The 23634-nt window shown below is 72.4% G+C and carries 19 protein-coding genes; 6 read left to right on the top strand and 13 right to left on the bottom strand.

The annotated features are described in order from the left end of the window. Positions 1 to 322 precede the first annotated feature (322 nt). From BX283_RS32655 to BX283_RS32640, 4 genes are all read right to left on the bottom strand, one after another. Positions 323 to 1018: a response regulator transcription factor gene (locus tag BX283_RS32655; RefSeq protein WP_101391029.1), complete on the bottom strand. Its 696-nt coding sequence runs from the start codon at positions 1016 to 1018 to the stop codon at positions 323 to 325. After that, positions 1015 to 2148, bottom strand: coding sequence for an ATP-binding protein (locus tag BX283_RS32650; RefSeq protein WP_257584017.1), 1134 nt, complete (start codon positions 2146 to 2148; stop codon positions 1015 to 1017). The genes BX283_RS32655 and BX283_RS32650 overlap by 4 nt, the downstream gene beginning before the upstream one ends. A gap of 95 nt (positions 2149 to 2243) precedes the next feature. Continuing rightward, complete coding sequence (locus BX283_RS32645; protein WP_101391027.1) at positions 2244 to 3881, bottom strand: ABC-F family ATP-binding cassette domain-containing protein; 1638 nt, start codon at positions 3879 to 3881, stop codon at positions 2244 to 2246. A gap of 95 nt (positions 3882 to 3976) precedes the next feature. After that, entirely contained in the window at positions 3977 to 4996 is a 1020-nt protein-coding gene (locus BX283_RS32640; RefSeq protein ID WP_101391026.1) for an oxidoreductase, read from the bottom strand. Between the two features lie 65 nt (positions 4997 to 5061). Between BX283_RS32640 and BX283_RS32635 the strand changes: the two genes are divergently transcribed. Continuing rightward, positions 5062 to 6033, top strand: coding sequence for an FAD-dependent oxidoreductase (locus BX283_RS32635; RefSeq protein WP_180357311.1), 972 nt, complete (start codon positions 5062 to 5064; stop codon positions 6031 to 6033). 6 nt (positions 6034 to 6039) lie between these two features. On the opposite strand, the gene BX283_RS32630 is transcribed toward BX283_RS32635, so the two are convergent. Together BX283_RS32630 and BX283_RS32625 are read right to left on the bottom strand one after the other, a co-directional pair. Then, a complete protein-coding gene (locus BX283_RS32630; protein WP_101391024.1) occupies positions 6040 to 7314 on the bottom strand; it encodes a M14 family metallocarboxypeptidase in 1275 nt (424 codons plus the stop codon). Further along, positions 7311 to 9305, bottom strand: coding sequence for a Xaa-Pro dipeptidyl-peptidase (locus BX283_RS32625; protein ID WP_101391023.1), 1995 nt, complete (start codon positions 9303 to 9305; stop codon positions 7311 to 7313). The genes BX283_RS32630 and BX283_RS32625 overlap by 4 nt, the downstream gene beginning before the upstream one ends. A 190-nt stretch (positions 9306 to 9495) precedes the next feature. On the opposite strand from BX283_RS32625, the gene BX283_RS32620 reads away from it, so the two are divergent. Both BX283_RS32620 and BX283_RS32615 read left to right on the top strand, forming a co-directional pair. Next, a complete protein-coding gene (locus BX283_RS32620) occupies positions 9496 to 10992 on the top strand; it encodes a M1 family metallopeptidase (protein ID WP_101391022.1) in 1497 nt (498 codons plus the stop codon). A gap of 204 nt (positions 10993 to 11196) precedes the next feature. After that, on the top strand, positions 11197 to 12231 hold the full coding sequence (locus BX283_RS32615; RefSeq protein ID WP_101391021.1) for a LacI family DNA-binding transcriptional regulator: 1035 nt from the start codon (positions 11197 to 11199) through the stop codon (positions 12229 to 12231). A gap of 49 nt (positions 12232 to 12280) precedes the next feature. On the opposite strand, the gene BX283_RS32610 is transcribed toward BX283_RS32615, so the two are convergent. Beyond that, on the bottom strand, positions 12281 to 13138 hold the full coding sequence (locus BX283_RS32610; RefSeq protein ID WP_101391020.1) for an oxygenase MpaB family protein: 858 nt from the start codon (positions 13136 to 13138) through the stop codon (positions 12281 to 12283). A gap of 231 nt (positions 13139 to 13369) precedes the next feature. On the opposite strand from BX283_RS32610, the gene sph reads away from it, so the two are divergent. Together sph and BX283_RS32600 are read left to right on the top strand one after the other, a co-directional pair. Beyond that, positions 13370 to 14359 carry a sphingomyelin phosphodiesterase gene (sph, locus tag BX283_RS32605; protein WP_101391019.1) on the top strand — a complete coding sequence of 330 codons (990 nt, stop codon included), beginning with the start codon at positions 13370 to 13372 and terminating at the stop codon, positions 14357 to 14359. Positions 14360 to 14484: 125 nt separating this feature from the next. After that, positions 14485 to 15222, top strand: coding sequence for a MerR family transcriptional regulator (locus tag BX283_RS32600; RefSeq protein ID WP_101391018.1), 738 nt, complete (start codon positions 14485 to 14487; stop codon positions 15220 to 15222). Between the two features lie 40 nt (positions 15223 to 15262). On the opposite strand, the gene BX283_RS32595 is transcribed toward BX283_RS32600, so the two are convergent. From BX283_RS32595 to BX283_RS32575, 5 genes are all read right to left on the bottom strand, one after another. Beyond that, positions 15263 to 17437, bottom strand: a complete 2175-nt coding sequence (locus BX283_RS32595) for a 3-hydroxyacyl-CoA dehydrogenase NAD-binding domain-containing protein (protein WP_101391017.1) — start codon at positions 17435 to 17437, stop codon at positions 15263 to 15265. Positions 17438 to 17478: 41 nt separating this feature from the next. Next, the gene (locus BX283_RS32590) at positions 17479 to 18693 is read right to left on the bottom strand and encodes an acetyl-CoA C-acetyltransferase (RefSeq protein ID WP_101391016.1); all 1215 of its coding nucleotides are present in this window, start codon (positions 18691 to 18693) and stop codon (positions 17479 to 17481) included. Between the two features lie 21 nt (positions 18694 to 18714). Further along, positions 18715 to 19857, bottom strand: coding sequence for an acyl-CoA dehydrogenase family protein (locus tag BX283_RS32585; protein WP_101391015.1), 1143 nt, complete (start codon positions 19855 to 19857; stop codon positions 18715 to 18717). Next, positions 19854 to 21044, bottom strand: a complete 1191-nt coding sequence (locus BX283_RS32580; protein WP_180357310.1) for a CaiB/BaiF CoA-transferase family protein — start codon at positions 21042 to 21044, stop codon at positions 19854 to 19856. The genes BX283_RS32585 and BX283_RS32580 overlap by 4 nt, the downstream gene beginning before the upstream one ends. A gap of 100 nt (positions 21045 to 21144) precedes the next feature. Beyond that, a complete protein-coding gene (locus BX283_RS32575) occupies positions 21145 to 21528 on the bottom strand; it encodes an MmcQ/YjbR family DNA-binding protein (protein ID WP_101391013.1) in 384 nt (127 codons plus the stop codon). Between the two features lie 105 nt (positions 21529 to 21633). Between BX283_RS32575 and BX283_RS32570 the strand changes: the two genes are divergently transcribed. Further along, positions 21634 to 22857, top strand: a complete 1224-nt coding sequence (locus tag BX283_RS32570) for a trans-acting enoyl reductase family protein (RefSeq protein WP_101391012.1) — start codon at positions 21634 to 21636, stop codon at positions 22855 to 22857. A 50-nt stretch (positions 22858 to 22907) separates the two neighbouring features. On the opposite strand, the gene BX283_RS32565 is transcribed toward BX283_RS32570, so the two are convergent. Then, positions 22908 to 23612 carry an endonuclease V gene (locus tag BX283_RS32565; protein WP_101391011.1) on the bottom strand — a complete coding sequence of 235 codons (705 nt, stop codon included), beginning with the start codon at positions 23610 to 23612 and terminating at the stop codon, positions 22908 to 22910. Between the last annotated feature and the right edge of the window lie 22 nt (positions 23613 to 23634).

Here is a 23634-nt window from a genome sequence, read left to right as displayed (position 1 = left end):
CCGGGCGGGACGTCCATGAGCGTGTGGGGGGTGCGTTGCGGGGGGTGGTGGTGGTTGGTTGCGGGATGGTTGCGGTGTGGGGGTTCGTGACGTTCGGCCCCCGGGTGGGCGGGACCTTTGGCCCCCTCCCCGCCCCTTCCCTGAACCCTCCGGGGGTGGGTGGGGGTGGAGGCTCGTTTCCCGGGGCTCCGCCCCCGGACCCCTTTGCGGGGCCTGCGGCCCCTGCACCCCGCTGTGTTCGCCTGCGGACCGTGGAGGGCTGGTCGCGCAGTTCCCCGCGCCCCTGGAGGGGCGGGGGCTGCGCCCCCTGCCCCTGCCCCCTCTAGTGGCCCCCGCCCTCCCCCCGATACCGATACCCCAACCCCCGCACCGCCTCGATCGGATCCCACTCCCCCTCGCCCGCCGCCTGCTGGAGCTTTCGGCGCAGTCTCAGTACCGCGAACTTCACTCGGTCGCGGCCGATGCCCTGGGGGTCGTCCCAGACCTGGTCGAGTAGCTGGTCCGTGGTGACCACTCGGCCTCGGTTGCGGACCAGGAGTTGGAGCAGGCGGTATTCGATGTCGCTGAGGCGGACCTCCTCGCCGTGCCAGAGGGCCGCGCGGCGTTCGGGGACCAGGCGCAGGGCGTCGTCGTGGGCGGCTCCCGCCCAGCGCGCGGGGGCGGCCCGGCGGAGCAGGGCCTCTACCCGGGCCAGCAGCTCGTCGTTGCCGAACGGCTTGGGCAGGTAGTCGTCGGCCCCGGCCCGCAGACCCCGCACCCGGTCGCTCTCGGCGCCGCGTGCGGTGAGGAGCAGTACGGGCAGGTCCGTCATGTCCCGGGTGCGTTCCAGGACCTGCCAGCCGTCGAGGCCGGGCAGGCCGATGTCGAGGATCATCAGGTCGGGGCCGTCGGCGAAGAGGCGGCGCAGGCCCTCGCGGCCGTCGGCGGCGGCCACCACCTCGTACCCGGCCCGGGTCAGCAGTACCCGCAGCGCCGTCGCCACGTCCGGGTCGTCCTCGACGGTCAGGATCCGCGTCACGGCTCCTCCCCGCCGCGCCCGGGCCCGGCCACCGGTAGGCGCAGGGTGAAGACCGCTCCCCCGCCCGGCGCGTCCGAGACGGTGAGGTCACCCCCGTGGCGGCGCACGATGTCCCGGCTGAAGGTCAGGCCCAGGCCGGTGCCGGGGAAGCCGCCGCTCTCCGCGTTGGGGGCCCGTACGAAACCGGAGAAGATCTCCTCCCGGTACGCCCGCGGCACCCCGATCCCCGTGTCCGAGACCGTGATGCGCCAGCCCTCGCCCTCGGGCGCCGCGTCGACCCCCACCCTCCCGCCCGGTGGCGTGAACTTGGCCGCGTTCTCCAGGAGGTTCGCCAGGACGTGCTCCAGACGGTGCTCGTCGCCGTACAGCGGCGGGCCCGGCTCGCAGGAGAGGACCGTGAACAGGCCCGCTTCCGTCAGCGTCGACATGCGGTCGTGTACGGCGTGCTCCAGCATCCGCCCGATGTCCACCTCGCCGAACTCCAGGCGCAGTTGGGGCTCGCGCATCCGCGTGGTGTCGAGCAGCGTGGTGATCACGGTCGCCATCCGCCGCGCGTTGCGGCGGATCGCGTCCAGGAAGTCCAGCCGGTCCGCGTCCAGGGGGCCCGGCGCCGGGTCCGCGAGCAGATCGCAGAAGCTGATGATGGAGGTCAGCGGGGTGCGCAGATTGTGCGACGCGGAGGCGAGGAACTCGTTGCGCTGGCGGGCCAGCTCCGCCAGCGCCTCGTTGTCCCGGCGCAGCGCGTGCTCACGGCGTTTGTCCTCGGTGATGTCCTCGGCGGTCCACAGCGATCCGAAGGGCCGCCCATCGGAGTCGTAGAGCGGCTCGACGTCGCGGCGGATGACCCGGCCGTCGGTGAGGTCGATCTCGGCGGCGCGGTGGATACGGCGGGCCGCGATCGTGTGGGTGGTCTCGACCACCCAGGCGGGACGGTCCGCGAAGGTGTCGCAGACCGCCTCGACCACCGGTCCGAGCGGGTCCCCGGGCTCGTACGCAACCCGTCCGGCCAGGCCGAACATCTCCACGAAGCGGCGGTTGACGGCGACCACGTGCTCGTCGCCGCCTTGCACGATCGCCGCCCGGGGCAGCGCCTCCAGAACGGCCTGCAGTCGGTCGCGCTCGCGGTCCACCCGCTCACCGTACGCGCGCACCGCCCGCCGCTCACGTAACGCGGGCGCGTCCCGGGGCGCGTCCCGGGGCTCGGGTCACCGCGAGGTCGGGCGGCTCACTGCTCCGTCACCTTGCCGTCGGCCACCTCGATGCGCCGCGTGGTGTGCACCGCGTCCAGCATCCGGCGGTCGTGGGTGACCAGGAGCAGGGTGCCGGTGTACGAGTCGAGGGCGGACTCCAGCTGCTCGATCGCCGGGAGGTCGAGGTGGTTGGTCGGCTCGTCCAGGACGAGCAGGTTGACGCCCCGGCCCTGGAGCAGCGCGAGCGCGGCCCGGGTGCGCTCGCCGGGCGAGAGGGAGGCGGCGGGGCGCAGCACGTGGTCGGCCCGCAGGCCGAACTTGGCGAGGAGCGTGCGCACCTCGGCGGGCTCGGTGTCGGGCACGGCCGCGCAGAACGCCTCCAGCAGGGACTCCTCGCCGACGAAGAGACCCCGGGCCTGGTCGACCTCGCCGACGACGACGCCGGAGCCGAGCGTCGCCCGCCCCGCGTCCAGCGGGAGGCGGCCGAGCAGGGCGGCGAGCAGGGTGGACTTGCCCGCGCCGTTGGCGCCGGTGATCGCCACGCGGTCGGCCCAGTCGATCTGGAGGGTCGCGGGGCCGAAGGTGTAGTCGCCGCGCCGGATCTCGGCCTGGCTGAGGGTGGCGACGACGGCGCCCGAGCGGGGGGCGGACGCGATCTCCATCCGCAGCTCCCACTCCTTGCGGGGCTCCTCGACGACGTCAAGGCGCTCGATCATCCGCTGGGTCTGGCGGGCCTTGGAGGCCTGCTTCTCGCTGGCGTCGCTGCGGAACTTGCGGCCGATCTTGTCGTTGTCGCCCGCCTTGCGGCGGGCGTTCTTGACGCCCTTGTCCATCCAGCCGCGCTGCATCAGGGCCCGGCTCTCCAGGGCCGACTTCTTGTCCGCGTACTCGTCGTAGTCCTCGCGGGCGTGCCTGCGGGCGGTCTCCCGCTCCTCCAGATACGCCTCGTAGCCGCCGCCGTAGAGCGTGATCTGCTGCTGGGCGAGGTCGAGTTCGAGGACCTTGGTGACCGTGCGGGTGAGGAACTCGCGGTCGTGGCTGATCACGACCGTGCCCGCGCGCAGGCCCTTGACGAAGGACTCCAGACGCTCCAGACCGTCCAGGTCGAGGTCGTTGGTGGGCTCGTCGAGCAGGAACACGTCGTACCGCGACAGGAGCAGCGAGGCAAGACCGGCGCGGGCGGCCTGGCCGCCGGAGAGGGCCGTCATCGGCTGGTCGAGGCCGACGGTGAGGCCGAGGGTGGCCGCCACCTCCTCGGCGCGCTCGTCCAGGTCGGCGCCGCCGAGGTCGAGCCAGCGCTCCAGGCTCTCCGCGTACGCGTCGTCGCTGCCGGGCGCTCCGTCGACCAGGGCCTGGGTGGCCGCGTCCATGGCCTCCTGGGCGGCGGCCACGCCGGTGCGGCGGGCGAGGAAGGCGCGCACGGTCTCGCCGGGGCGCCGGTCCGGCTCCTGCGGCAGATGCCCGACGGTGGCGCCGGGCGGCGAGAGCTTCAGCTCGCCGTCCTCCGGCGTGTCGAGTCCGGCGAGCAGCCTGAGCAGGGAGGACTTCCCCGCCCCGTTCGCCCCGACGAGGCCGATGACGTCGCCGGGGGCGACGACGAGGTCGAGCCCGGCGAAGAGCGTGCGGTCGCCGTGGCCGGCGGCGAGGTCCTTGGCGACGAGAGTGGCAGTCATGAGGACATAGATCCTACTGGGGTGCGCTGACAGCGACCGACGAACGGCCGACGATCAGCGGCCGGGGCCGGGCACGTCACGCCCAGCGGACCGTTTCAGCGCACCACCGCCGCCGTGATCACTCCGCCCGTGGTGCGGGCCACCAGGAAGGACTCTCCGCGCAGGGCGCGCTCGTCCAGCGGGATGCGGTGCGGACCGGGGTCGAGGACCGCGTCCAGGACCTCCTGGGTGTGGACGCGGTGCAGCCGGTCCAGGCGGTACGCGGTGAGCCGCACCCGGCAGGTCGCGCCGACCGCGAGCCGGGCCTCGTCCGGGGAGGCGGAGAGGTAGGTGAGGCGGCGCTGGGCCGGCGGCGTGCGGTCCAGGGCCTGTTCCAGCTGGGCCACCAGGAGCGGGGTGATGGGGGCCAGGCCCGTCACGTACACGGGGTGCGCGTGGGCGCGTTGGAACGCGGCGCGCACCGCCGCGCGTTCGGCCTCCGGGAGCGCGCGGCCGAAGGCGACCGCCCCGTAGGCGGCGAGCTCCTCCGGGATCGCGTCGGTCACGTCGTGGGCGATGTCCGCGCCGATGCCGATCGAGCGCAGGGCCGCCGCGAGCTTGCCGAGGACGGCCGCGCGGGTGCCGATCAGCAGGACCCGACGCCGCCGGGGCGGCTCGTCGCCGAGCAGCCGCTCCAGGGCGGCTCTGTACTCCTCGGCGCGGAAGCGGAACGGCCCTATCCCGTGGTAGCCGTTGAGCGGCAGATCGGGTACGGGTCCGGTCTGCCAGGCGAAGTCCCGCCAGATGATGTCGTCGCCGGAGCGCTCGATGACCGCGGTGACCGCGCCGCACGCCAGGTCCTCGCACTCCGGGCAGGCGTAGACCACGTACCGCCCGTCGGCCAGCGGCGGTTCGGTCTCCAGGAGGAGGCTGCGCACCTGGGCATCGAGGATGGCGGGCGGCACGTCCGCCGCGAGCGGGGAGACGGCGTCCAGGTCGGCGAGTTGGAGCAGCAGCGGCCGGCCGTCGACGACGAAGTCCATGAAGTCGCGGTGCAGCTGGGGAGAGTCGGCCCCCGCCACGTCGCCTGCCCGCATCGCGGGGGCGAGTGCGAAGGTCGCGTACGCGGCAGACATGTCCTGAGTATTCCCATCTGCGGCTGTTCCGAGCACGGGGTCACCCATTCCGCTAACGTCCGGGCATGAGCGAGCAGATGATCGTGCTGGGTGGCGGAGTCATCGGTCTGACCACGGCGGTGGTCCTGGCGGAGTCGGGCCGGCAGGTGCGGGTGTGGAGCAGGGACCCGGTCGGTGAGACGACATCGGCGGTGGCGGGGGCGCTGTGGTGGCCGTACCGCATCGAGCCCGCCGGGCGCGTCGGTGACTGGGCGCTCGCCTCCCTGCGGGTGTACGAGGAGCTGGCCGCCGATCCCGGGCGGACCGGGGTGCGGCTCGTCGAGGGGTTGCAGTCGGGCATCCGGCTCTCCGAACTCGGGCCGTGGGCGGCCGAGGTGGACGGGCTGCGCCAGTCCCCGGACGGGGTGCGCGCCCGGATACCGCTGATCGACATGCCGGTGCATCTGGCGTGGCTGCGGGGGCGTCTGGAGGCGGCGGGCGGGACGGTGGAGATACGCGCGTTGGACGCTTCCCCGGGCTCTGGACTCCGTTCGCGCGGCACGGACTCCTGGCCGGACGCGCCGGTCGTGGTCAACTGCACGGGCCTGGGCGCCCGTACGCTCGTTCCCGACCCCGGGGTGCGGCCGGTGCGCGGCCAGTTGGTGGTCGTCGAGAACCCCGGGGTGAGCGAGTGGTACACCTCCGTCGACCACTCCTCCTCCGACACGACCTACTTCTTCCCCCAGCCCTACGGGCTGCTGCTCGGCGGCACCGCGCAGGACGGCGACTGGGACCTCGCCCCGGATCCGCGCATGGCCGAGGAGATCGTGGCGCGATGCGCGCGGGTGCGTCCCGAGATCGCCGGGGCGCGGGTGCTCGCCCACCGGGTGGGGCTGCGGCCGGTGCGGGACGCGGGAGTGCGGATCGAGGCGGAGACCACCGTGTCGGGCGGTCTGCTGGTGCACAACTACGGGCACGGCGGCGCCGGGGTCACCGTCGCCTGGGGGTGTGCGCGGGAGGCGGCCGCGCTGGCCGCCTCCCGCACTCCCCTCCTTTGACCCGTCTCAGCAGCGCTGAACGGGTTCGGCCGCCGTCAGCCCGTACTGCGCACGGGCGTCGAGCAGCAGGGGCACGAGCGCCCGCAGCGGCTGGCGCAGCGGGACGAACGCGCCGTCCGCGGACCGCCTCGCCCGGATGCCGTGCAGGGCGAGGCGGTCCTTCACTTCGGTGTACTGGGCGGCTGTGAGGCGGTAGCCGCAGGGCGGGTCGGTCAGGGTCTGCTCGGGCTTGGCGGGCTCGTTGTCCGCGCCGCCCAGGTAGACCGGCCCCCGGTCGCGGTATCCGGTCAGCCGGGCGGCCGTGGTGGCCGCCTCGACGGCGCCCCTGCGCTCGGCCGTGAAGCTCAGCAGTCCGCGCAGCCCGCTCAGCTGGGAGACCACCCGGCGCCGGTTGTTGAGCGCCGGGTCGGCCTTCTCGGCCTCAGTGGCCGGGTCCACACGGCTCTCGATGAGCAGCCCGACGGCGTGTTTGATGCCCGCCGTGTTGCGCAGGATCCGCTCCTGGCCGTCGCCCGCGACCTGTTTGACCGGCTCGCCGGTGACGGGGTCGGTCCAGATGCCGTAGGTGCCGGTGGAGAAGCCGTCCGCCCGGGCGGCCTCCCGTACGTACGCGCCGGACAGCGTCCGGGCCTCCTCGTGCACCGCCGGGGCGGTGTTGAGGTTGCGCGGCCACAGGTCGAACAGGTCCTTGTCGTAGTACTTGGGCGTGGCGCTGTACTCGTGCAGGTCGTAGACGACGTCGGGCTGCTCGTCGCGCAGCACGGCGGCGACGGCCCGTGCCTCCTGCGTCCTGAGGGCGATGTGGTCGCGGTTGATGTCGACGCCGTCGGCGTTGACGCGGGTGTCGGCGGCCCGGCCGTCCGGGTTGGCGGTCGGCACGACGTACAGCGTGGTGTGCGCGAGGAGCCGCCGGGTCGCCCGGTCCTCGGCGTAGGCGAGGTCGCGGACGGTGGCGAGACAGGCCTCGCGTCCAGCCGGCTCGTCGCCGTGCTGGCTGCACACCAGCAGGACGCGGTGGGCGGTGTGCCCGGTGCCGACGCGGACGAGCTGGAGCGGGCGGCCCTGGCCGGTGGTGCCGATCCGCTGGACCGAGGCCCGGTCGCTGCCCTGGGCGAGGGCCGCGAGGAAGTCCTGCTCCTCGCGCTCGCCGGTCCAGCGCGCCCCGGCGCTCACCTCGAAGCCGGTACGGGGCGGGCTCGCGGTCGCCCGCGCCGGGACCGTCACCAGGGGCACGGCGAGCGCGGCGCCCGTGACGCCGAGGAGCAGGGTGCGGGCTCTCATCGCGCCTCCGGGACCGGGTGGAGCAGGTGCGGCGCCTCGACGCCGGCCGGGTGCGGGACCCGCGGGGCGATCTGGTGCGGGGTGGCGGAGGTAGCCCACCGGAACGCCCTCGTACCGCCGAGGAGCGGCAGCTTCGCCGAGGTGCGGGCGAGGTCGAGGGTGAGGGTGGGGCGGCTCGCGGGCGGGTCGATGAGGTCCCTGTCGGTGCCCGCGACGATCAGCGCGAGGCGGTGGCCGGCCGGGACGACGTGGTCGGTGGCGTGCAGGTCGAGGGTGATCGTGTACGGCTTGCCGGGGGTGAGCGGCTGCCCGGTGTCGCCCGCGTAGTTGCCGAGGTCGGCCCAGCCGCGGCTGAACACGGTGTAGTCGACGGCCTTGGTGTCGGCCGAGGTCACCTTGAAGCAGGCGCTGTCCCCGGCCGTGCTCGCGCCCCAGCAGGTGCGGGCGGTGCCGGTGAGGATGCCCTCGCCGTCGCCGCCGTAGTTGCGGATGGTGTCGGGTCCGAGGTCGACCAGGACCGCCGAGAGGTGGGCGCTGGTGGTGGTCGGGGTGGCGGTGACGGTGACCTTCGAGGAGCCGGACAGGCGCAGGTCGGCGCCGAGCGGCCCGGTCACGAACCCGGCCTTCTCGGGGGTGGACTTGTCGACGGCGGCGGACCAGTTCCCCTCGTCGAGCTGCGGGTTGTCGGTGAACGTCTCGGTCGCGCCGGCCGGCGCCGGGGTCAGGCCGAGGCCGCCGACGCCGGGCGCGGAGCCGGTGACCGGGCGCAGCACGGTGTCACGGGTGCCGGCCGGGGGCCAGGTGCGGTCGGTGGACCACTGGTCGGGGTGGCGCTCGATGTCGGCCATCGGCGCGCGCTCTATGCCGTTGTCGTAGCCGAGGAGGTAGTGGTCGAACCACTTGTGGAGGGTGGGGACCCAGTCGGCGCGGCGGTAGTCGAAGGGGTCGACGTGGCCGGTCTGGGAGAGCCAGATCTTGCGCTCGACGCCCTGAGCCGCCAGCGCGTCCCACCACTGGCCGAAGTTCTTGGTCCGTACGTTCAGGTCCTGCATGCCGTGCACCACGAACACGCTGGCCTTGACGTCGCCCGCGTCGGCCACGTAGTCGCGCCCGCTCCACAGCGGCGTCCAGTCGCCGGTGCGCGGCGCCCCGTCGACGAGCCGCTGCTGCACGGCGCCGCAGTGGGCCTGTGCCTCGGGGCTCTCGACCGCGTGGGAGAGCCAGTCGGGTCCGGAGTCGTAGAGCGGGGCGCCCTTGGCGAAGTAGTAGTCGTACCAGGAGGAGATGGCGCTGATCGGGACGATCGTCTTGAGGCCCTCCACGCCGGTGGCGGCCACGCCGTTGGCTATGGTGCCGTCCCAGCTCTTGCCGATCATGCCGGTGCGGCCGTTCGTCCAGCCCGCGCTCGCCCGCTGGTTCCCGGTCCGGGTGGTGTAGCCGCGGGCGCGGCCGCCCAGCCAGTCGACGACCGCCTTGGCGGACTGGATGTCGGACGGGCCGCCGATGTCGACACAGCCGTCCGAGCGATTGGTTCCGGCCAGGTCGACGCCGACGAAGGCGTAGCCGCGCGGCACGAAGTAGTTGTCGTAGAAGAGCGGCATCTGGACGACGTGGCCCTGCGCGTCGTACGTCTTGCGCTGGCTCTCGTTGCCGCGTCCGCAGCAGGAGTAGTACGGCGAGGCGTCCATGATGACCGGAACCTTGCGGCCCTGGCTCGCGGGCTCGCGGGGGCGGACTATGTCGACGGCGACCCGGTCGCCCCTGCCGTCGCCGTCCTCGTCGAGCCGGGTGTCGACCCAGACGGATTCGCGTATCGCGTTCTCGTACGAGTAGACGGGCGTGCTCTCCCTGGCACGGGCCGCCTGGGCGCCGACCGGGGAGAGGAACAGGGCCGTCAGGGCGGCCGCGGCCGCCATCACGAGCAGGCGCGCCCCACCGGGCGACCGGAGCGATCTGAACCTTGTGCGGCTGGACCGCGCAGGAATCGGCATGGGCGGACGGTACTCCCGTCAACTCCCGTGCAAAAGGGGGCATGCACGGTCCGAAAGTGCTCCTGGACGAGCAGGTCACCATGTCGGCGCAATGGCGATCGTGTGACAGAAGGGGCCATGGACATGACCTGCCGGGCGGGCGCTGAATAGGCTCCGAACAGATCGTTCACCCCGACGACTTGGAGCACTCGTGCACCGCAGAATCCTCGCCCCGAGCGTGCTCGCCGCGTCCCTGCTGCTGGCGATCCCGGCTTCCGCGACCGACTTCACACCGGGCGCCCCGGGTATCGGCGACCCCTACTACCCGAGCAGCGGCAACGGCGGTTACGACGTTTCCCACTACGACCTGCGGCTGAAGTACCAGCCCGCCACCGACCTCCTGGAGGGCACGGCGACGATCCTCGCCACCACCACGCAGAACCTCTCCCGCTTCAACCTCGACTTCGGGCTCGCGGTGAGCGAGGTCAGGGTCAACGGCACCAAGGCGAAGTACGCCAAGTCCGGCACCCAGGAGCTGGAGATCACCCCGGCCGCGCCGCTCGCCAAGGGCAAGTCGGTCTCGGTGGTGGTGAAGTACGCGGGCAAGCCGTCCGAGCTGAGCATCGACGGGTACACCGCCTGGCACCGCACGCCGGACGGCGGCGTGGCGGCGCAGGAGCCCGACTCGGCCGTGTGGTGGTTCCCGTCCAACGACCACCCGCTGGACAAGGCCACCTACGACGTGTCGGTGCTGGTGCCGGACGGCACCCAGGCGATCAGCAACGGCACGCTCCAGTCGCAGAGTTCCAAGCTCGGCTGGACCCGCTACAACTGGCGCTCCAACAAGCCGCAGGCCACGTATCTGGCGACGCTCGCGATCGGCAAGTTCGACATCACCACCGACACCACCGCCAACGGGCTGCCGGTGATCAACGCGTACAGCAAGGACCTCGGCGACAACGACGGGGCCGCGCGCGCCAGCATCGAGCGCACCAAGGAGGTCGCCGAGTGGCTGGGTGACGTGTTCGGCCCGTATCCGTTCAACTCGGTCGGCGGCTATGTGCCGAACGTGACCACCGGCTTCGCGCTGGAGACCCAGACGCGGCCGTACTACAGCCCCAAGCAGTTCGCGAACGGCGCCAACGTGTCGGTGGTCGTCCACGAGCTGGCCCACCAGTGGTACGGCGACAGCGTCTCGGTGGACGGCTGGAAGGACATCTGGAACAACGAGGGCTTCGCCCGCTACGCCCAGTGGCTCTGGTCGGAGAAGGAGGGCGAGGGCACCGCGCAGGAGCTCGCGGACTACGTGTACGCGCAGCACCCGGCCGACGACCCGTTCTGGAAGGTGAAGCCGGGCGACCCGGGCGCGGACAACCAGTTCGACCTCGCCGTCTACGACCGGGGCGGGCTCGCCCTCCAGGCGCTGCGCAACACGGTCGGCGACACGACGTTCTTCGCCATCCTGAAGGGCTGGCCGGCGGCCCACCAGTACGGCAACGCCAAGGTGGGCGACTTCGTGCAGTACGCCGAGAAGGTCTCCGGCAAGCCGCTCGCCGGGCTCTTCGACACCTGGCTCTACCAGCCGTCGAAGCCCGCCGCCCCGGCCGCCAAGAAGGCGAAACTGGTGGCCGGTTCGGCCGGTTCGACCGTGACGCAGCCGAAGTCCTGGAAGAAGATCGCGGCGACGAACGAGATCCACGACCACTGAGCGCTCCGCTGGTGATGTGGTGATTCGGCTGCGGGCCCGTCTGTGGCCGGTCGCGCCCACGTGGCGGAACCGCATATGTCACCGCCCCGCGCCCCTCATCAGGGGCGCGGGGGTCCGCAGCGGGGGCATACGCCTCCGGTGAAGCGCTCAGCGCGGCATAAGCTGTAGGTGGCACACCGCCGTCGCGTGCGAGGAGCAGCCCCCTTGACCGTGCAGCACCCCGGGGCCCGCCCCACCCTGGAAGCCGTCGCCGCGCACGCCGGAGTCTCGCGGGCCACGGCCTCCCGGGTCGTCAACGGCGGTGCGGGAGTGCGGCCGCCGCTCGTCGACAAGGTGCGCCGGGCGGTCGAGGAGCTGGGGTACGTCCCCAACCACGCGGCCCGGACCCTGGTCACCCGCCGCACCGGCGCCGTCGCCGTGATCATCCCCGAGCCGGAGATCAGGATCTTCTCCGACCCGTTCTTCTCGCACCAGATCCGGGGCATCAGCAGGGAACTCACCGCGCACGACACGCAGTTGGTGCTGCTCCTGGTGGAGGGGCCGGGCGACTACGACCGGATCGCCCGCTATCTCGCTGGCGGCCACGTCGACGGCGCCCTCGCCTTCTCGCTGCACACCGACGACCCGCTGCCCGCGATCGCCCGCAGCACCGGGATGCCGACGGTGTACGGGGGCCGCCCGGGCTGGCCGGCGGCGCCGGGCGAGCGGCCCGTCCCGTATGTGGACGCCGACAACCGGGGCGGCGCGCGGCAGGCCGTACGCCACCTCCTAGCGCTCGGCCGCACCCGGATCGCCCACATCGCGGGCCCGTGCGACCAGACGTCGGCGACGGACCGGCTCGACGGGTTCCACGACGTGCTGCCCGGCACCGGTCCGGAGCTGGTCGAGGAGGGCGCCTTCACGGCCGAGAGCGGGGCCCGCGCGATGGCCCGGCTTCTGGAGCGGCGCCCGGACCTGGACGCGGTGTTCGCCGCGAACGACCTGATGGCGTCGGGCGCCCTGCGGGTGCTGCGCGAGCACGGGCGCCGGGTCCCCGAGGACGTGGCCCTGGTCGGCTTCGACGACATGCGCGGGGTGGCCGAGACGACCGACCCCCCGCTGACCACGGTCCGCCAGGACATCGAGGGCATGGGCAGGCTGATGGCCCGGCTGCTGCTGCGGGGCCTGGCCGAGGGGGCGGCGGACGTGCCCACGCCGGTGATCACGGAGACGGCGCTGGTACGCCGGGCATCGGCCTGAAAACATCTGAAGGTATCTGGAGGTACCCGATGGGACCGGTGGCTCTGTTTCAGCCTCTGTACCGTGCCCTCGCCTCCCGGGCGAGCGGGAGGTAGCGCAGCCGCTCGGGCAGTACGGGCACGACGGCCCGCACCACGCGCCCGAACCGGCGCAGCTTCCGCTCCTGCGCGTCGGTCCACTCCAGGCCCAGCGCGTCGCGCGCGTCCGGCGGCAGGAACCCGAGGGTCACGAACCGCCGGAAGCGGGATATGCGCGGCAGCAGCACCGGCCAGCACAGCCGGAGCAGCAGCCGCACGGGCAGCGGGCCGCGGTCGGGGGCCGGGACCTTCGCGTCCACGGAGATCAGCTCCTCGACGACCGCGTTCGAGGCGATCTCGTCGCCCAGCATCTTGCGGTAGTACGGCCAGAACTCCTCGATCGTCTGCGGCATGTCCCGGTCGTGGATGCCCAGGACGCGTCCCACCTGGAGCCACTCCGCGTACAGCTGCCGCTCCTGGGCCTCGGTGAGGGGGCGGTTCAGATACTTCTGGGAGTGCGCGAAGACGGGGTAGCCGGTGGCGTGCACCCAGGCGTAGTTGGCCGGGGTCAGCGCGTGGTAGCGGCGGCCCCGCGTGTCGGTGCCCTGGATGGTCCGGTGCAGCCGGCGCAGCCGCCGCCCCTCCTCTACGGCCGCCTCGCCGCCGTACACCCACAGCTGGAGGGAGCGCAGGGAGCGCTCGCCGCGCCCCCAGGGGTCGGTCCGGAACACGGAGTGCTCGTCGACCCCGGCGCCGACGGCCGGGTGCGCGACCTGGAGGGTGAGGGCGGCGGGCAGCGTGAGCAGCATCCGCACGTCGCCGGCGAGACTCCACAGGACACCGCCGGGCGGCGGCGGGGCGGGGGCTGACAGCGAACGACTTTCGATCATGTATTCAGGGATATCAGATAACAGATGACACATTCTCCCCACTGTCATCCGCCCTGACAGCCGGCCCATCCGCCTTGACACCCCGCCCGACATCCGGCGTTTCCACACCAAGATCCCCCGCTGGTTACGACCCCGGCAAGAAATGCGCCACCGAACGGTTACCCCGAAGTAACTGTGGCTGGTTTGATGTGGCCGCCAGCCCAACCCCCCACTCCACCCACGGGAGTTCCAGTGCCGCACTCCGCGCTTCACCGTGTCCCCGGCGCGGCCCTCGCCACCGCGCTCGCCGCCGCCACGCTGGCCGCCGCCGCCCCGTCGGCCTCGGCCGACACCGCCTCCACGGACGCGCCCCGGCTGAAGGTCCTGACGTACAACACGTTCATGATGAGCACCAGCCTGTACCCGAACTGGGGCCAGGAGCACCGGGCCCAGGCGATACCCGCCACGCCCTTCTTCCAGGGCAACGACGTCGTCGTCCTCCAGGAGGCGTTCGACAACACCACCTCCGACGCGCTGAAGCGGAACGCCGCCGCCCAGTACCCGTACCAGACGCCGGTCGTCGGCCGGAGCAAGGACGGCTGGGACGCCACCGGCGGCTCGTACTCCTCGACCACCCCCGAGGACGGCGGCGTCGCCGTGCTCAGCAAGTGGCCGATCGTCCGCAAGGAGCAGGTGATCTTCAAGGACGCCTGCGGCGCCGACTGGTGGTCCAACAAGGGCATCGCGTACGTCGTGCTCAACGTCAACGGCACCAAGGTGCACGTCGTGGGCACCCACCTCCAGTCCACCGACTCCGGCTGCGGCGCGGGCGAGGCCGCCAAGGACCGCTCGCTCCAGCTCAAGGCCGTCAAGTCGTTCCTGGACGCCAAGAACATCCCGGCGAACGAGCAGGTGATGCTCGCCGGTGACCTCAACGTCGACTCGCACAGCTCCGAGTACGCCTCGATGCTCGCGGACGGCGGTCTGGTCGCGGCGGACTCGCGCACCGGCCACACCTACTCGTTCGACACCGTCGACAACTCGATCGCCGCCTACCGCTACCCCGGGGAGGCGCGCGAGGACCTCGACTACGTGCTGCACTACCAGGGGCACGCGCGCCCGTCCGGCTGGAACAACAACGTCGTCAAGGAGCAGTCGGAGCCCTGGACGGTGAGCAGCTGGGGCAAGAGCTACACGTACACCAACCTCTCCGACCACTACCCGCTGGTCGCGGGCGGCTGAGCCGGGCGGCCCGTTCCCCGGGTAGGTGACCGCAGCGCGGGTGACCACGGCGTGGGTGACAACAGTGGTGAGACAGCAATACTGTTGCATCGCAGTCCGCGCACCCGGGGAAACGAGGCACCGCCATGGCGACGGAGACCGAGGAGCCGACCCTGACGGTCGACGAACTGGCCGCGCGGGCCGGGGTCACCGTGCGCACCATCCGTTTCTACAGCACGCGCGGTCTGCTGCCGCCCCCCGCGATCGGTCCGCGCCGCGTCGGCCACTACGGCCCGGCGCATCTGTCCCGGCTCGCGCTGATCGAGGAGTTGCAGCACCACGGGATGACGCTGGCCGCGATCGAGCGGTATCTGGAGCAGCTGCCGCCCGACCTCAGCGCGCACGACCTGGCCATCCACCGCGCCGTGGTGGCCTCCTGGGCCCCGGACGCGGCCGAGGAGGCCACCCGGGCCGAGCTGGAGCGGCGGGCCGGGCGGGCGCTGTCCGACACGGACCTCGACCGGCTGGCCGCGATGAGCGTCCTCGAGCGGACCGAGGGCGAAGCCGACGCGTTCCTGGTCGACCCGGGCCTGCTCGCGCTCGGGGTGCAGCTCCTGGACGTGCCGATCGCCCACGAGACGATCCTGGCGGCGCGGACCGTGCTGCTGGAACACACCCGCTCGGCCGCGCACGAGCTGACGCGGCTGTTCCGGGACGAGGTGTGGAACCCGTACCGGGAGCGGGAGTCGGACCCCGACCATGTGGCGGCGATGCGGTCGCTGTCGGCCCATATGCAGCCCATGGTGGTGCAGGCGCTGGTCACCGCGTTCCAGCGCTCGCTCAAGGAGGAGCTGCGGGCGGCGTTCCGCGCCGAGTCGGAGTGACGGGCGGGGGGCTCCGCGCTCCCCCGCCCTCACCCCTCGCTCACGCGTCGGCGAACTTCTCGCCCTTCTCCGCCTTCTCCACGAGCAGCGCGGGCGGCAGGAACCGGTCGCCGTAGCGCTCGGCCAGCTCGCGGGCGCGGGCCACGAAGCCGGGGAGCCCGCCCTCGTAACCGTTGATGTACTGGATCACGCCGCCCGTCCATGCCGGGAAGCCGATGCCCATGATGGAGCCGATGTTGGCGTCGGCCACCGAGGTGAGCACGCCCTCCTCGAAGAGGCGGACGGTGTCGAGCGACTCCGCGAAGAGCATCCGCTCCTTCATGTCCTCGAAGGGGACGTCCACGCCGGGCTTGCCGAAGTGCTCGCGCAGCCCCGGCCAGAGCCGGACGCGCTTGCCGTCGCCGTCGTACTCGTAGAAGCCCGCGCCGCCGCTGCGGCCGGGGCGGCCGAACTCGTCGACCATCCGGTCGATGACCGCGTCCGCCGGGTGGCCGGGCCAGACACCGCCCGCCTCCTCGACCGCGCGCCGCGTCTCGTCGCGGATCTTGCGGGGCAGGGTGAGGGTCAGCTCGTCCATCAGCGAGAGCACCTTGGCGGGGTATCCCGCCTGGCCCGCCGCCTGCTCGATCGAGGCGGGCTCGACGCCCTCGCCGAGCATCGCGACGCCCTCGTTGATGAACTGGCCGATGACCCGCGAGGTGAAGAAACCGCGCGAGTCGTTGACCACGATCGGGGTCTTCTTGATCTGGCGGACCAGGTCGAAGGCGCGGGCCAGCGCCTCCTCGCCGGTGCGCTCGCCCTTGATGATCTCGACGAGCGGCATCTTGTCGACGGGCGAGAAGAAGTGCAGCCCGATGAAGTCGGCCTGCCGCGTGACGCCCTCGGCGAGGCCCGTGATCGGCAGGGTCGAGGTGTTGGAGCAGAGCAGCGCGTCCGGCTCGACGATGTCCTGGATCTCCTGGAACACCTTGTGCTTGAGCTCGGTGTTCTCGAAGACCGCCTCGATCACCGCGTCACAGCCCGCCAGGTCCTGCGGGGTGGCGGTGGGGGTGATCCGGGCGAGCAGCTCGTCCCGCTTCGCCTCGGTGGTGCGGCCCCGGGAGAGCGCCTTGGCGAGGAGCTTCTCCGAGTACGCCTTGCCCTTCTGTGCGGCCTCCAGCGAGACGTCCTTGAGGACGACGTCGATGCCGGCCCGGGCGCACGAGTACGCGATGCCCGCGCCCATCATGCCGGCGCCGAGCACGGCGACCTTGCGGACCGGGCGCGGCTCGATGCCCTTGGGGCGGTTGGCGCCGGAGTTGACGGCCTGGAGGTCGAAGAAGAACGCCTGGATCATGTTCTTCGCGGTCTGGCCGGTGACCAGCTCGGTGAAGTAGCGGGCCTCGATGGTCAGGGCGGTCTCGAAGTCGACCTGGGAGCCCTCGACGGCGGCCGCGAGGATGTTGCGCGGGGCCGGGTAGGGGGCGCCGTTCAGCTGCTTCTTGAGGTTGGCCGGGAAGGCCGGGAGGTTGGCGGCGAACTTCGGGTTCGACGGGGTGCCGCCCGGGATCCGGTAGCCCTTGACGTCCCAGGGCTGCTGGGACTCGGGGTTGGCGTCGATGAAGGCGCGGGCCTTGGCGAGCATCTCCTCGGGGGTGGCCGCGACCTCGTGCACCAGGCCGTTCTCCAGGGCCCGCTGCGGTGAGTACTGGGTGCCCTGGAGCAGCACCTTCAGCAGCGCGTCCGCGATGCCCATGAGCCGTACGGTACGGGTCACGCCGCCGCCCGCCGGGAGCAGGCCGAGCGTCACCTCGGGCAGGCCGATCTTGGAGCCGGGGGCGTCGAGGGCGATGCGGTGGTGGCTGGCGAGGGCGATCTCGTAACCGCCGCCGAGCGCCGCGCCGTTGATGGCGGCGACGACCGGCTTGCCCAGGGTCTCGATGCGGCGCAGCGAGTGCTTGATGGCGGTGCCGGTCTCGAACGCCTGCTGGGCGTTCTCCGGGCCGACCTGGATCATTTCCTTGAGGTCGCCGCCCGCGAAGAAGGTCTTCTTGGCGGAGGCGTAGATGATGCCGCGGATGGAGTCCTTCTCGGCCTCGGCGCGGTCGGCGATCGCAGCGATCGAGTCCTTGAAGGCCTGGTTCATCGTGTTGGCGGACTGGTTGGGGTCGTCGAGGACGAGGGTGACGACGCCGGTCTCGTCCTGTTGCCAGCGGATGGTCGTGCTCTCGGTCATGTGATGCTGCTCCGTAACGGGGTTGGCCGGGAAGAGGACGGTCAGAGACGCTCGACGACGGTGGCGATGCCCATGCCGCCGCCCACGCACAGCGTGGCGAGGCCGTAGCGCCGGTCGCGGCGCTCCAGCTCGTCGACGAGCGTGCCGAGGATCATCGCGCCGGTGGCGCCCAGCGGGTGGCCCATGGCGATGGCGCCGCCGTTGACGTTGATCTTGTCGAGCGAGAGGCCCATGTCCCGGGCGAAGCGCAGCACCACTCCGGCGAACGCCTCGTTGATCTCGACGAGGTCGATGTCGTCGATGGTGAGCCCGGCCTTGGCGAGCGCCTTGCGGGTGGCGGGGGCGGGGCCGGTCAGCATGATGGTGGGCTCGGAGCCGGAGACGGCGGCCGAGACGATACGGGCGCGCGGGGTGAGCCCGTAGCGCTCGCCGACCTCGCGCGAGCCGATGGCGACCAGGGCGGCGCCGTCGACAATGCCCGAGGAGTTGCCCGCGTGGTGGACGTGGTCGATCTTCTCCACCCAGTGGTACTTCTGGAGCGCCACCGCGTCGAAGCCGCCCATGTCGCCGATGGCGGCGAACGAGGGCTTGAGGGCGGCGAGGGAGTCGGCGGTGGTGCCGGGGCGCATGTGCTCGTCGTGGTCGAGGACGACCAGGCCGTTGCGGTCCTTGACGGGGACGACGGACCGGGCGAAGCGGCCGTCCTTCCACGCCTCGGCGGCCCGCTCCTGGGAGAGCGCCGCGTACTCGTCGACGTCGCGCCGCGAGAAGCCCTCGATGGTGGCGATGAGGTCGGCGCCGATGCCCTGCGGGGCGAAGTTGGTGTCGAAGTTGGTCATCGGGTCGGCGAACCAGGCGCCGCCGTCCGAGGCCATCGGCACCCGCGACATCGACTCGACGCCGCCCGCGAGCACCAGGTCCTCCCAGCCCGAACGGACCTTGGCGGCGGCCAGGTTGACCGCCTCCAGGCCCGAGGCGCAGAAGCGGTTCTCCTGGACCCCGGCGACGGTGTCCGGCAGCCCGGCGGCGATCGCCGCGATCCGGGCGATGTCGGAGCCCTGGTCGCCGACCGGGCCGACCACGCCGAGCACGATGTCGTCGATCGCCGCCGGGTCGAGGTCCGGGAAGCGCCCCCGGATCTCGTGGATCAGCCCGACGACGAGGTCGATCGGCTTGGTGCCGTGCAGGGAGCCGTTGGCCTTGCCCCGGCCGCGCGGGGTGCGGATCGCGTCGTACACATACGCTTCGGTGCTCACGGAAAAGCCTTTCAAAGAGGGTTAGCCGAGCAGGGAACGACCGATGATCTCCTTCATGATCTCGGTGGTCCCGCCGTAGATGGTCTGGATGCGTCCGTCCGTGAAAGCCCTGGCGACGCGGTACTCGCTCATATAGCCGTAGCCGCCGTGCAGTTGCAGACAGCGGTCGGCGGTGCGCTTCTGGAGTTCGGTGGCCCACCACTTGGCCATCGAGGCGTGTACGGCGTCGAGCTCCCCGTTCGAGTGATCCACGATGCAGCGGTCGAGGAACGCACGGGTGACGGCGCACTCGGTGGCCATTTCGGCGATCTCGAAGCGGATGTGCTGCTTGGTGGCGAGCGGCCGCCCGAACGCCTCGCGCTCCTTCACGTACTGCGTGGTGATCTCGACCAGGTGCTCGGCGGCGGCGATCCCGGCGACGGCGATGGCGATGCGCTCCTGCGCCAGGTTGGTCATCAGGTGGATGAAGGCGCCGTCGAGCTCGCCGAGCAGGTTCTCCTTGGGGACGCGTACGTCGGTGAAGAACAGCTCGGCCGTGTCCTGGGACTTCTGGCCGATCTTGTCGAGGTTGCGGCCGCGCTCGAAGCCCGCCATGCCCCGCTCGACGACGAGCAGCGAGAGCCCGTGGGCGCCGCCCTCGGGAGTGGTCTTCGCGACGACGATTACCAGGTCGGCGAGGATGCCGTTGGAGATGAACGTCTTGGAGCCGTTGAGCAGCCAGTGGTCGCCCTTGTCCTCGGCGTGCGTGGCGATGCCCTGGAGGTCGGATCCGGCGCCGGGCTCGGTCATGGCGATCGCCGTGATCAGCGAGCCGTCGCAGAAGCCCGGCAGCCAGCGCCGCTTCTGCTCGTCGGTGGCGAGCCCGGTCAGATACGGCCCGATGATGTCGTTGTGCAGCCCGATGGCGAGGCCCGCCGCGCCCGCCCGGGTGAACTCCTCGGCGAGCACCGCGCTGTAGCGGAAGTCGGCGTTGCCGCCGCCCCCGTACTCCTCGTCCACCGCGAGCCCGAGCAGCCCCTGGCGCCCGGCGGCCAGCCAGGCCTCGCGCGAGACGATGCCGTCCTTCTCCCACTGGTCGTAGTGCGGCAGGACCTCCTTGGCGAGGAAGGTGCGGACACTCTCGCGGAAGGCGTCGTGCTCGGCGGTGAAGATCTGCCGCTTCAACGGTCGTTCTCCTTGGTGGGCTTGGCGTTCCCGGCCCCGGCGAGCTCCGGCACGGCCCAGTCGCGGGCGACCTCGGCGGTGTCGGCGCCGGGCAGGGCGGGCGGACGGCGGACGGAGCCGGGGGTGGCCGAGAACCGGGGCGCGGGCGCCGGCTGGGTCAGGCCGCCGTGCTCGACGAAGGTGGCGCGGGCGGCCAGATGAGGGTGGGCAGGGGCCTCGCGCAGGGAGAGCACGGGCGCCACGCACGCGTCCGACCCCTCGAAGACGGCCGTCCACTCCTCGCGCGTACGGGTACGGAACCGCTCGGCGATGGCCGTGCGCAGCTCCTCCCAGCGGGCCAGGTCCTTACGGGCCGGGGCGACCGCGTCGAGGCCCAGGAGGCGGATGAACTCGTCGTAGAACTGCTGCTCAAGGGAGCCGACCGCCATGTACTGGCCGTCGGAGGTCTCATAGGTGCCGTAGAACGGGCAGCCGCCGTCGAGCAGGTTGGCGCCGCGCCGGTCCTGCCAGCCGCCGGCCGCCATCATGCCGTGGATCATGGTGGCGAGGTGGGCGGCGCCGTCCACGATCGCGGCGTCCACGACCTGCCCCTCCCCCGACGTCCGGGCGTGCTGGAGGGCGGCGAGGACGCCGACGACGAGGTAGAGCGAGCCGCCCGCGTAGTCGCCCACGAGGTTGGCGGGGACCGTCGGCCCCTCGTCCGGCCTGCCGATCATGCCGAGGGTGCCGGTGACCGCGATGTACGCGATGTCGTGTCCGGCGCGGGCGGCGAGCGGGCCGTCCTGGCCCCAGCCGGTCATCCGCCCGTAGACCAGCCCCGGGTTGCGGGCCAGGCACTCCTCGGGCCCGACGCCGAGGCGTTCGGCGACGCCGGGGCGGTAGCCCTCGACGAGGATGTCGGCCTTCTCGACCAGGTCGAGGACGCGCCGGGGGCCGTCGGCGGACTTCAGGTCGATCAGCACGGAGCGCTTGTTGCGGTTGGTCAGGTCGTACGCGGGGTCGACGGCGAGTCCCGCACCGCCCGGGCGGTCGATCCTGACCACGTCGGCGCCGAGGTCGGCCAGGAGCATCGCGGCGAACGGGCCGGGCCCGATCCCCGCCAGCTCGACCACGCGCACCCCGGTGAGCGGGCCGTTTCCCGAACCTGTCATCGAGCCCCCAGCACTGTGACACAACTGATGTAACATCAGTGATGCTAAGAACACGTTCCACTTCGCACAAGCCCCTTGCGCGAGCAAGCGCTTGGTTTTTACCGAGTGGTACACCGGCGTTCCCTCGCCCCCCGGCTCAGCCGCCGTCGAGCTCCGCGATCAGCTTCTTCGTGGCGATCGCCCGATAGCTCTCCTCCACCCACTCGCAGAGCAGCTCCGCCCTCGGCGCGCCCTTCTCGGCCAGCGGCACCCGCACCCAGCCCGACTTGCCCAGGCCGTACCCGGACGGCTGGGCGCCCGGTGAGGTCAGGGCGTGCGCGTGCGTGGCGTCGTCCGTCAGCTTGATGCCCATGCCCAGCGGATGGCTGCCGTCGTCAACACCGAGGAAGACGAAAATCTTTTTGTTGACCTTGATGACGGTCTCCCCCCAGGGGTGCTCCTCCACGGCCCCCGGCAGCCCCAGGGCAAACGCCCGCACCTTCTCCCATTTCGCCAGCGCGGCCTTCGGCGGTGCTCCCATGTCCGTCCTCCTTGATCACCCGCGACGCCGTTTCTCACGCTAGCCTCAGCCACCGACAACGGCGCGGGAGCGCGACCGGGGCAGGATGAATCGGAGGGCACCCCCTTGGAACGGTCGGAGCGGTCGGAGCGTTCGGCGGAGCAGCAGGCACGGCGGGCGGCGCGGCCGTACGACCTCGTCCTGTTCGGGGCGACGGGGTTCGTGGGCACGCTCACGGCGGAGTATCTGGCGGCGCACGCGCCGCGGGGGTGCCGCTGGGCGATCGCGGGGCGCTCGGCCGCGAAACTGGAGGCGCTGCGCGAGAAGCTGGCCGCGATCGACCCGGCGTGCGCCTCGCTCCCCCTGATCACCGCGGACTCCGCCGACCCCGATTCGCTGCGCGCGCTCGCCGAGTCCGCGCGGGTGGTGGCGACCACGGTCGGCCCGTACGTCTGGTACGGCGAGGGCCTGGTCGCCGCGTGCGCCGAGGCGGGGACCGACTACCTCGATCTGACCGGCGAGCCGGAGTTCGTGGACACGATGTACGTACGCCACGACGCGCGGGCCCGGGAGACCGGCGCGCGCCTGGTGCACGCCTGCGGGTTCGACTCGGTGCCGTGCGACCTGGGTGTCTATTACACGGTCCAGCAGCTGCCCGAGGGCGTGCCGCTGCGCGTGGACGGGTTCGTACGGTCCAACGCGATGTTCTCGGGCGGCACCCTGGCCTCCGCGATCACCGCGATGGGGCGGGGCCCGCAGCAGCTGCGGGCGGCCCGGGAGCGGCGGCTGCACGAGCCCCGGCTCGTGGGGCGCCGGGCCCGTGCGCCGCTGGGCGCGCCGCACTTCAGCCGCGAGACCGGCGCGTGGGCGCTGCCGCTGCCGGTCCTCGACCCGGTGGTGGTGGCCCGCTCGGCCTCGGCGAGCGCGCGCTACGGGCCCGACTTCCGCTACCGCCACTTCGCCGCCGTACGACGGCTGCCGCTCGCGCTGGGCGCGGTGGCGGGGGCGGGGGCGGCGCTGGGGGTGGCCCAAGTGCCCGCCGCGCGGCGGTTTCTGATCAACCGTTACGAGCCGGGCACCGGGCCCGACCAGGAGCGGCGGGACCGGAGCTGGTTCTCCCTGCGGTTCGTGGGAGAAGGCGGGGGCCGGCGGGTGTTCACCGAGGTGTCCGGCGGCGACCCGGGGTACGACGAGACGGCCAAGATCCTCGCGGAGGGGGCGCTCAGTTTGGCGTTCGACGAGTTGCCGCGTCTGGCAGGCCAGTTGACCACCGTTACGGCGATGGGCGATGCCCTTCTGGAACGGATCCAGAAGGCGGGGATCCGGTTTCGGGTGGCCGACGCGCGGTGAGTCCTTCGGCTGCGGACCGTGCGTGGCTGGCCGCGCAGTTCCCCGCGCCCCTAGGGGGTGCGGTGCAGCGCCGTACGCAGGGCTTCTCTGCACAGCGCGTCCGCCCTGCGCGTCGACTCCGGCAGGCGGTAGCGCGGGGTCAGGCTCAGCACGTGGGCGCAGGCGTTGTCCAGGGTCACCCGGTGGCCGACCGAGACGAACACCGGCTTGACCGCGTCCTGGGTGCGCAGCGCCCGGCCGACCTCCTCGCCCGGTCCGGCCAGCAGCGCCGACGCCTCGCCCCGGCGGGTGCCCGGCTGCTCGTAGGTGAAGGTGAACGGGTTCTTGGCGACGCCGATCACCGGGAGCCCGGTGAGCACGCCGAGGTGGGAGGCGAGGCCGAAGCGGCGCGGGTGAGCCAGCCCGTACCCGTCGCAGACCACAAGGCCGGGGTCCCGGGTCAGCGCGCCGAGGGCCGCCAGGACCGTGGGGGTCTCCCGGAAGGCGAGCAGGCCGGGCACGTACGGGAAGGCGACGCGGCCGACGGCGGTGGACTCCTCGACGACCTCCAGGGTGGCCGCGTCCAGGACGACGGCGGCCGCCGCGACGACGTCCCGCTCGTCGTCGTACGCCACGTCCACGCCCGTGACCAGACCGGTCCCCGGCGGCGGGCCGGGCTCGTCGAGCACGACCCGGCCGCGCAGTTCGTCCTGCACGGCCAGCGCCCGCGCCTCGTCGGCGGGCCAGCCCTCGGGGATCTCCGTCAGCGTCACCATGCCCTCACCCTAGACGCGGGCC

Origin of the sequence: Streptomyces sp. TLI_146, from assembly GCF_002846415.1 — a bacterium.
Lineage (GTDB): Bacteria > Actinomycetota > Actinomycetes > Streptomycetales > Streptomycetaceae > Streptomyces.
This window is presented reverse-complemented; position numbering and strand designations above follow the sequence as displayed.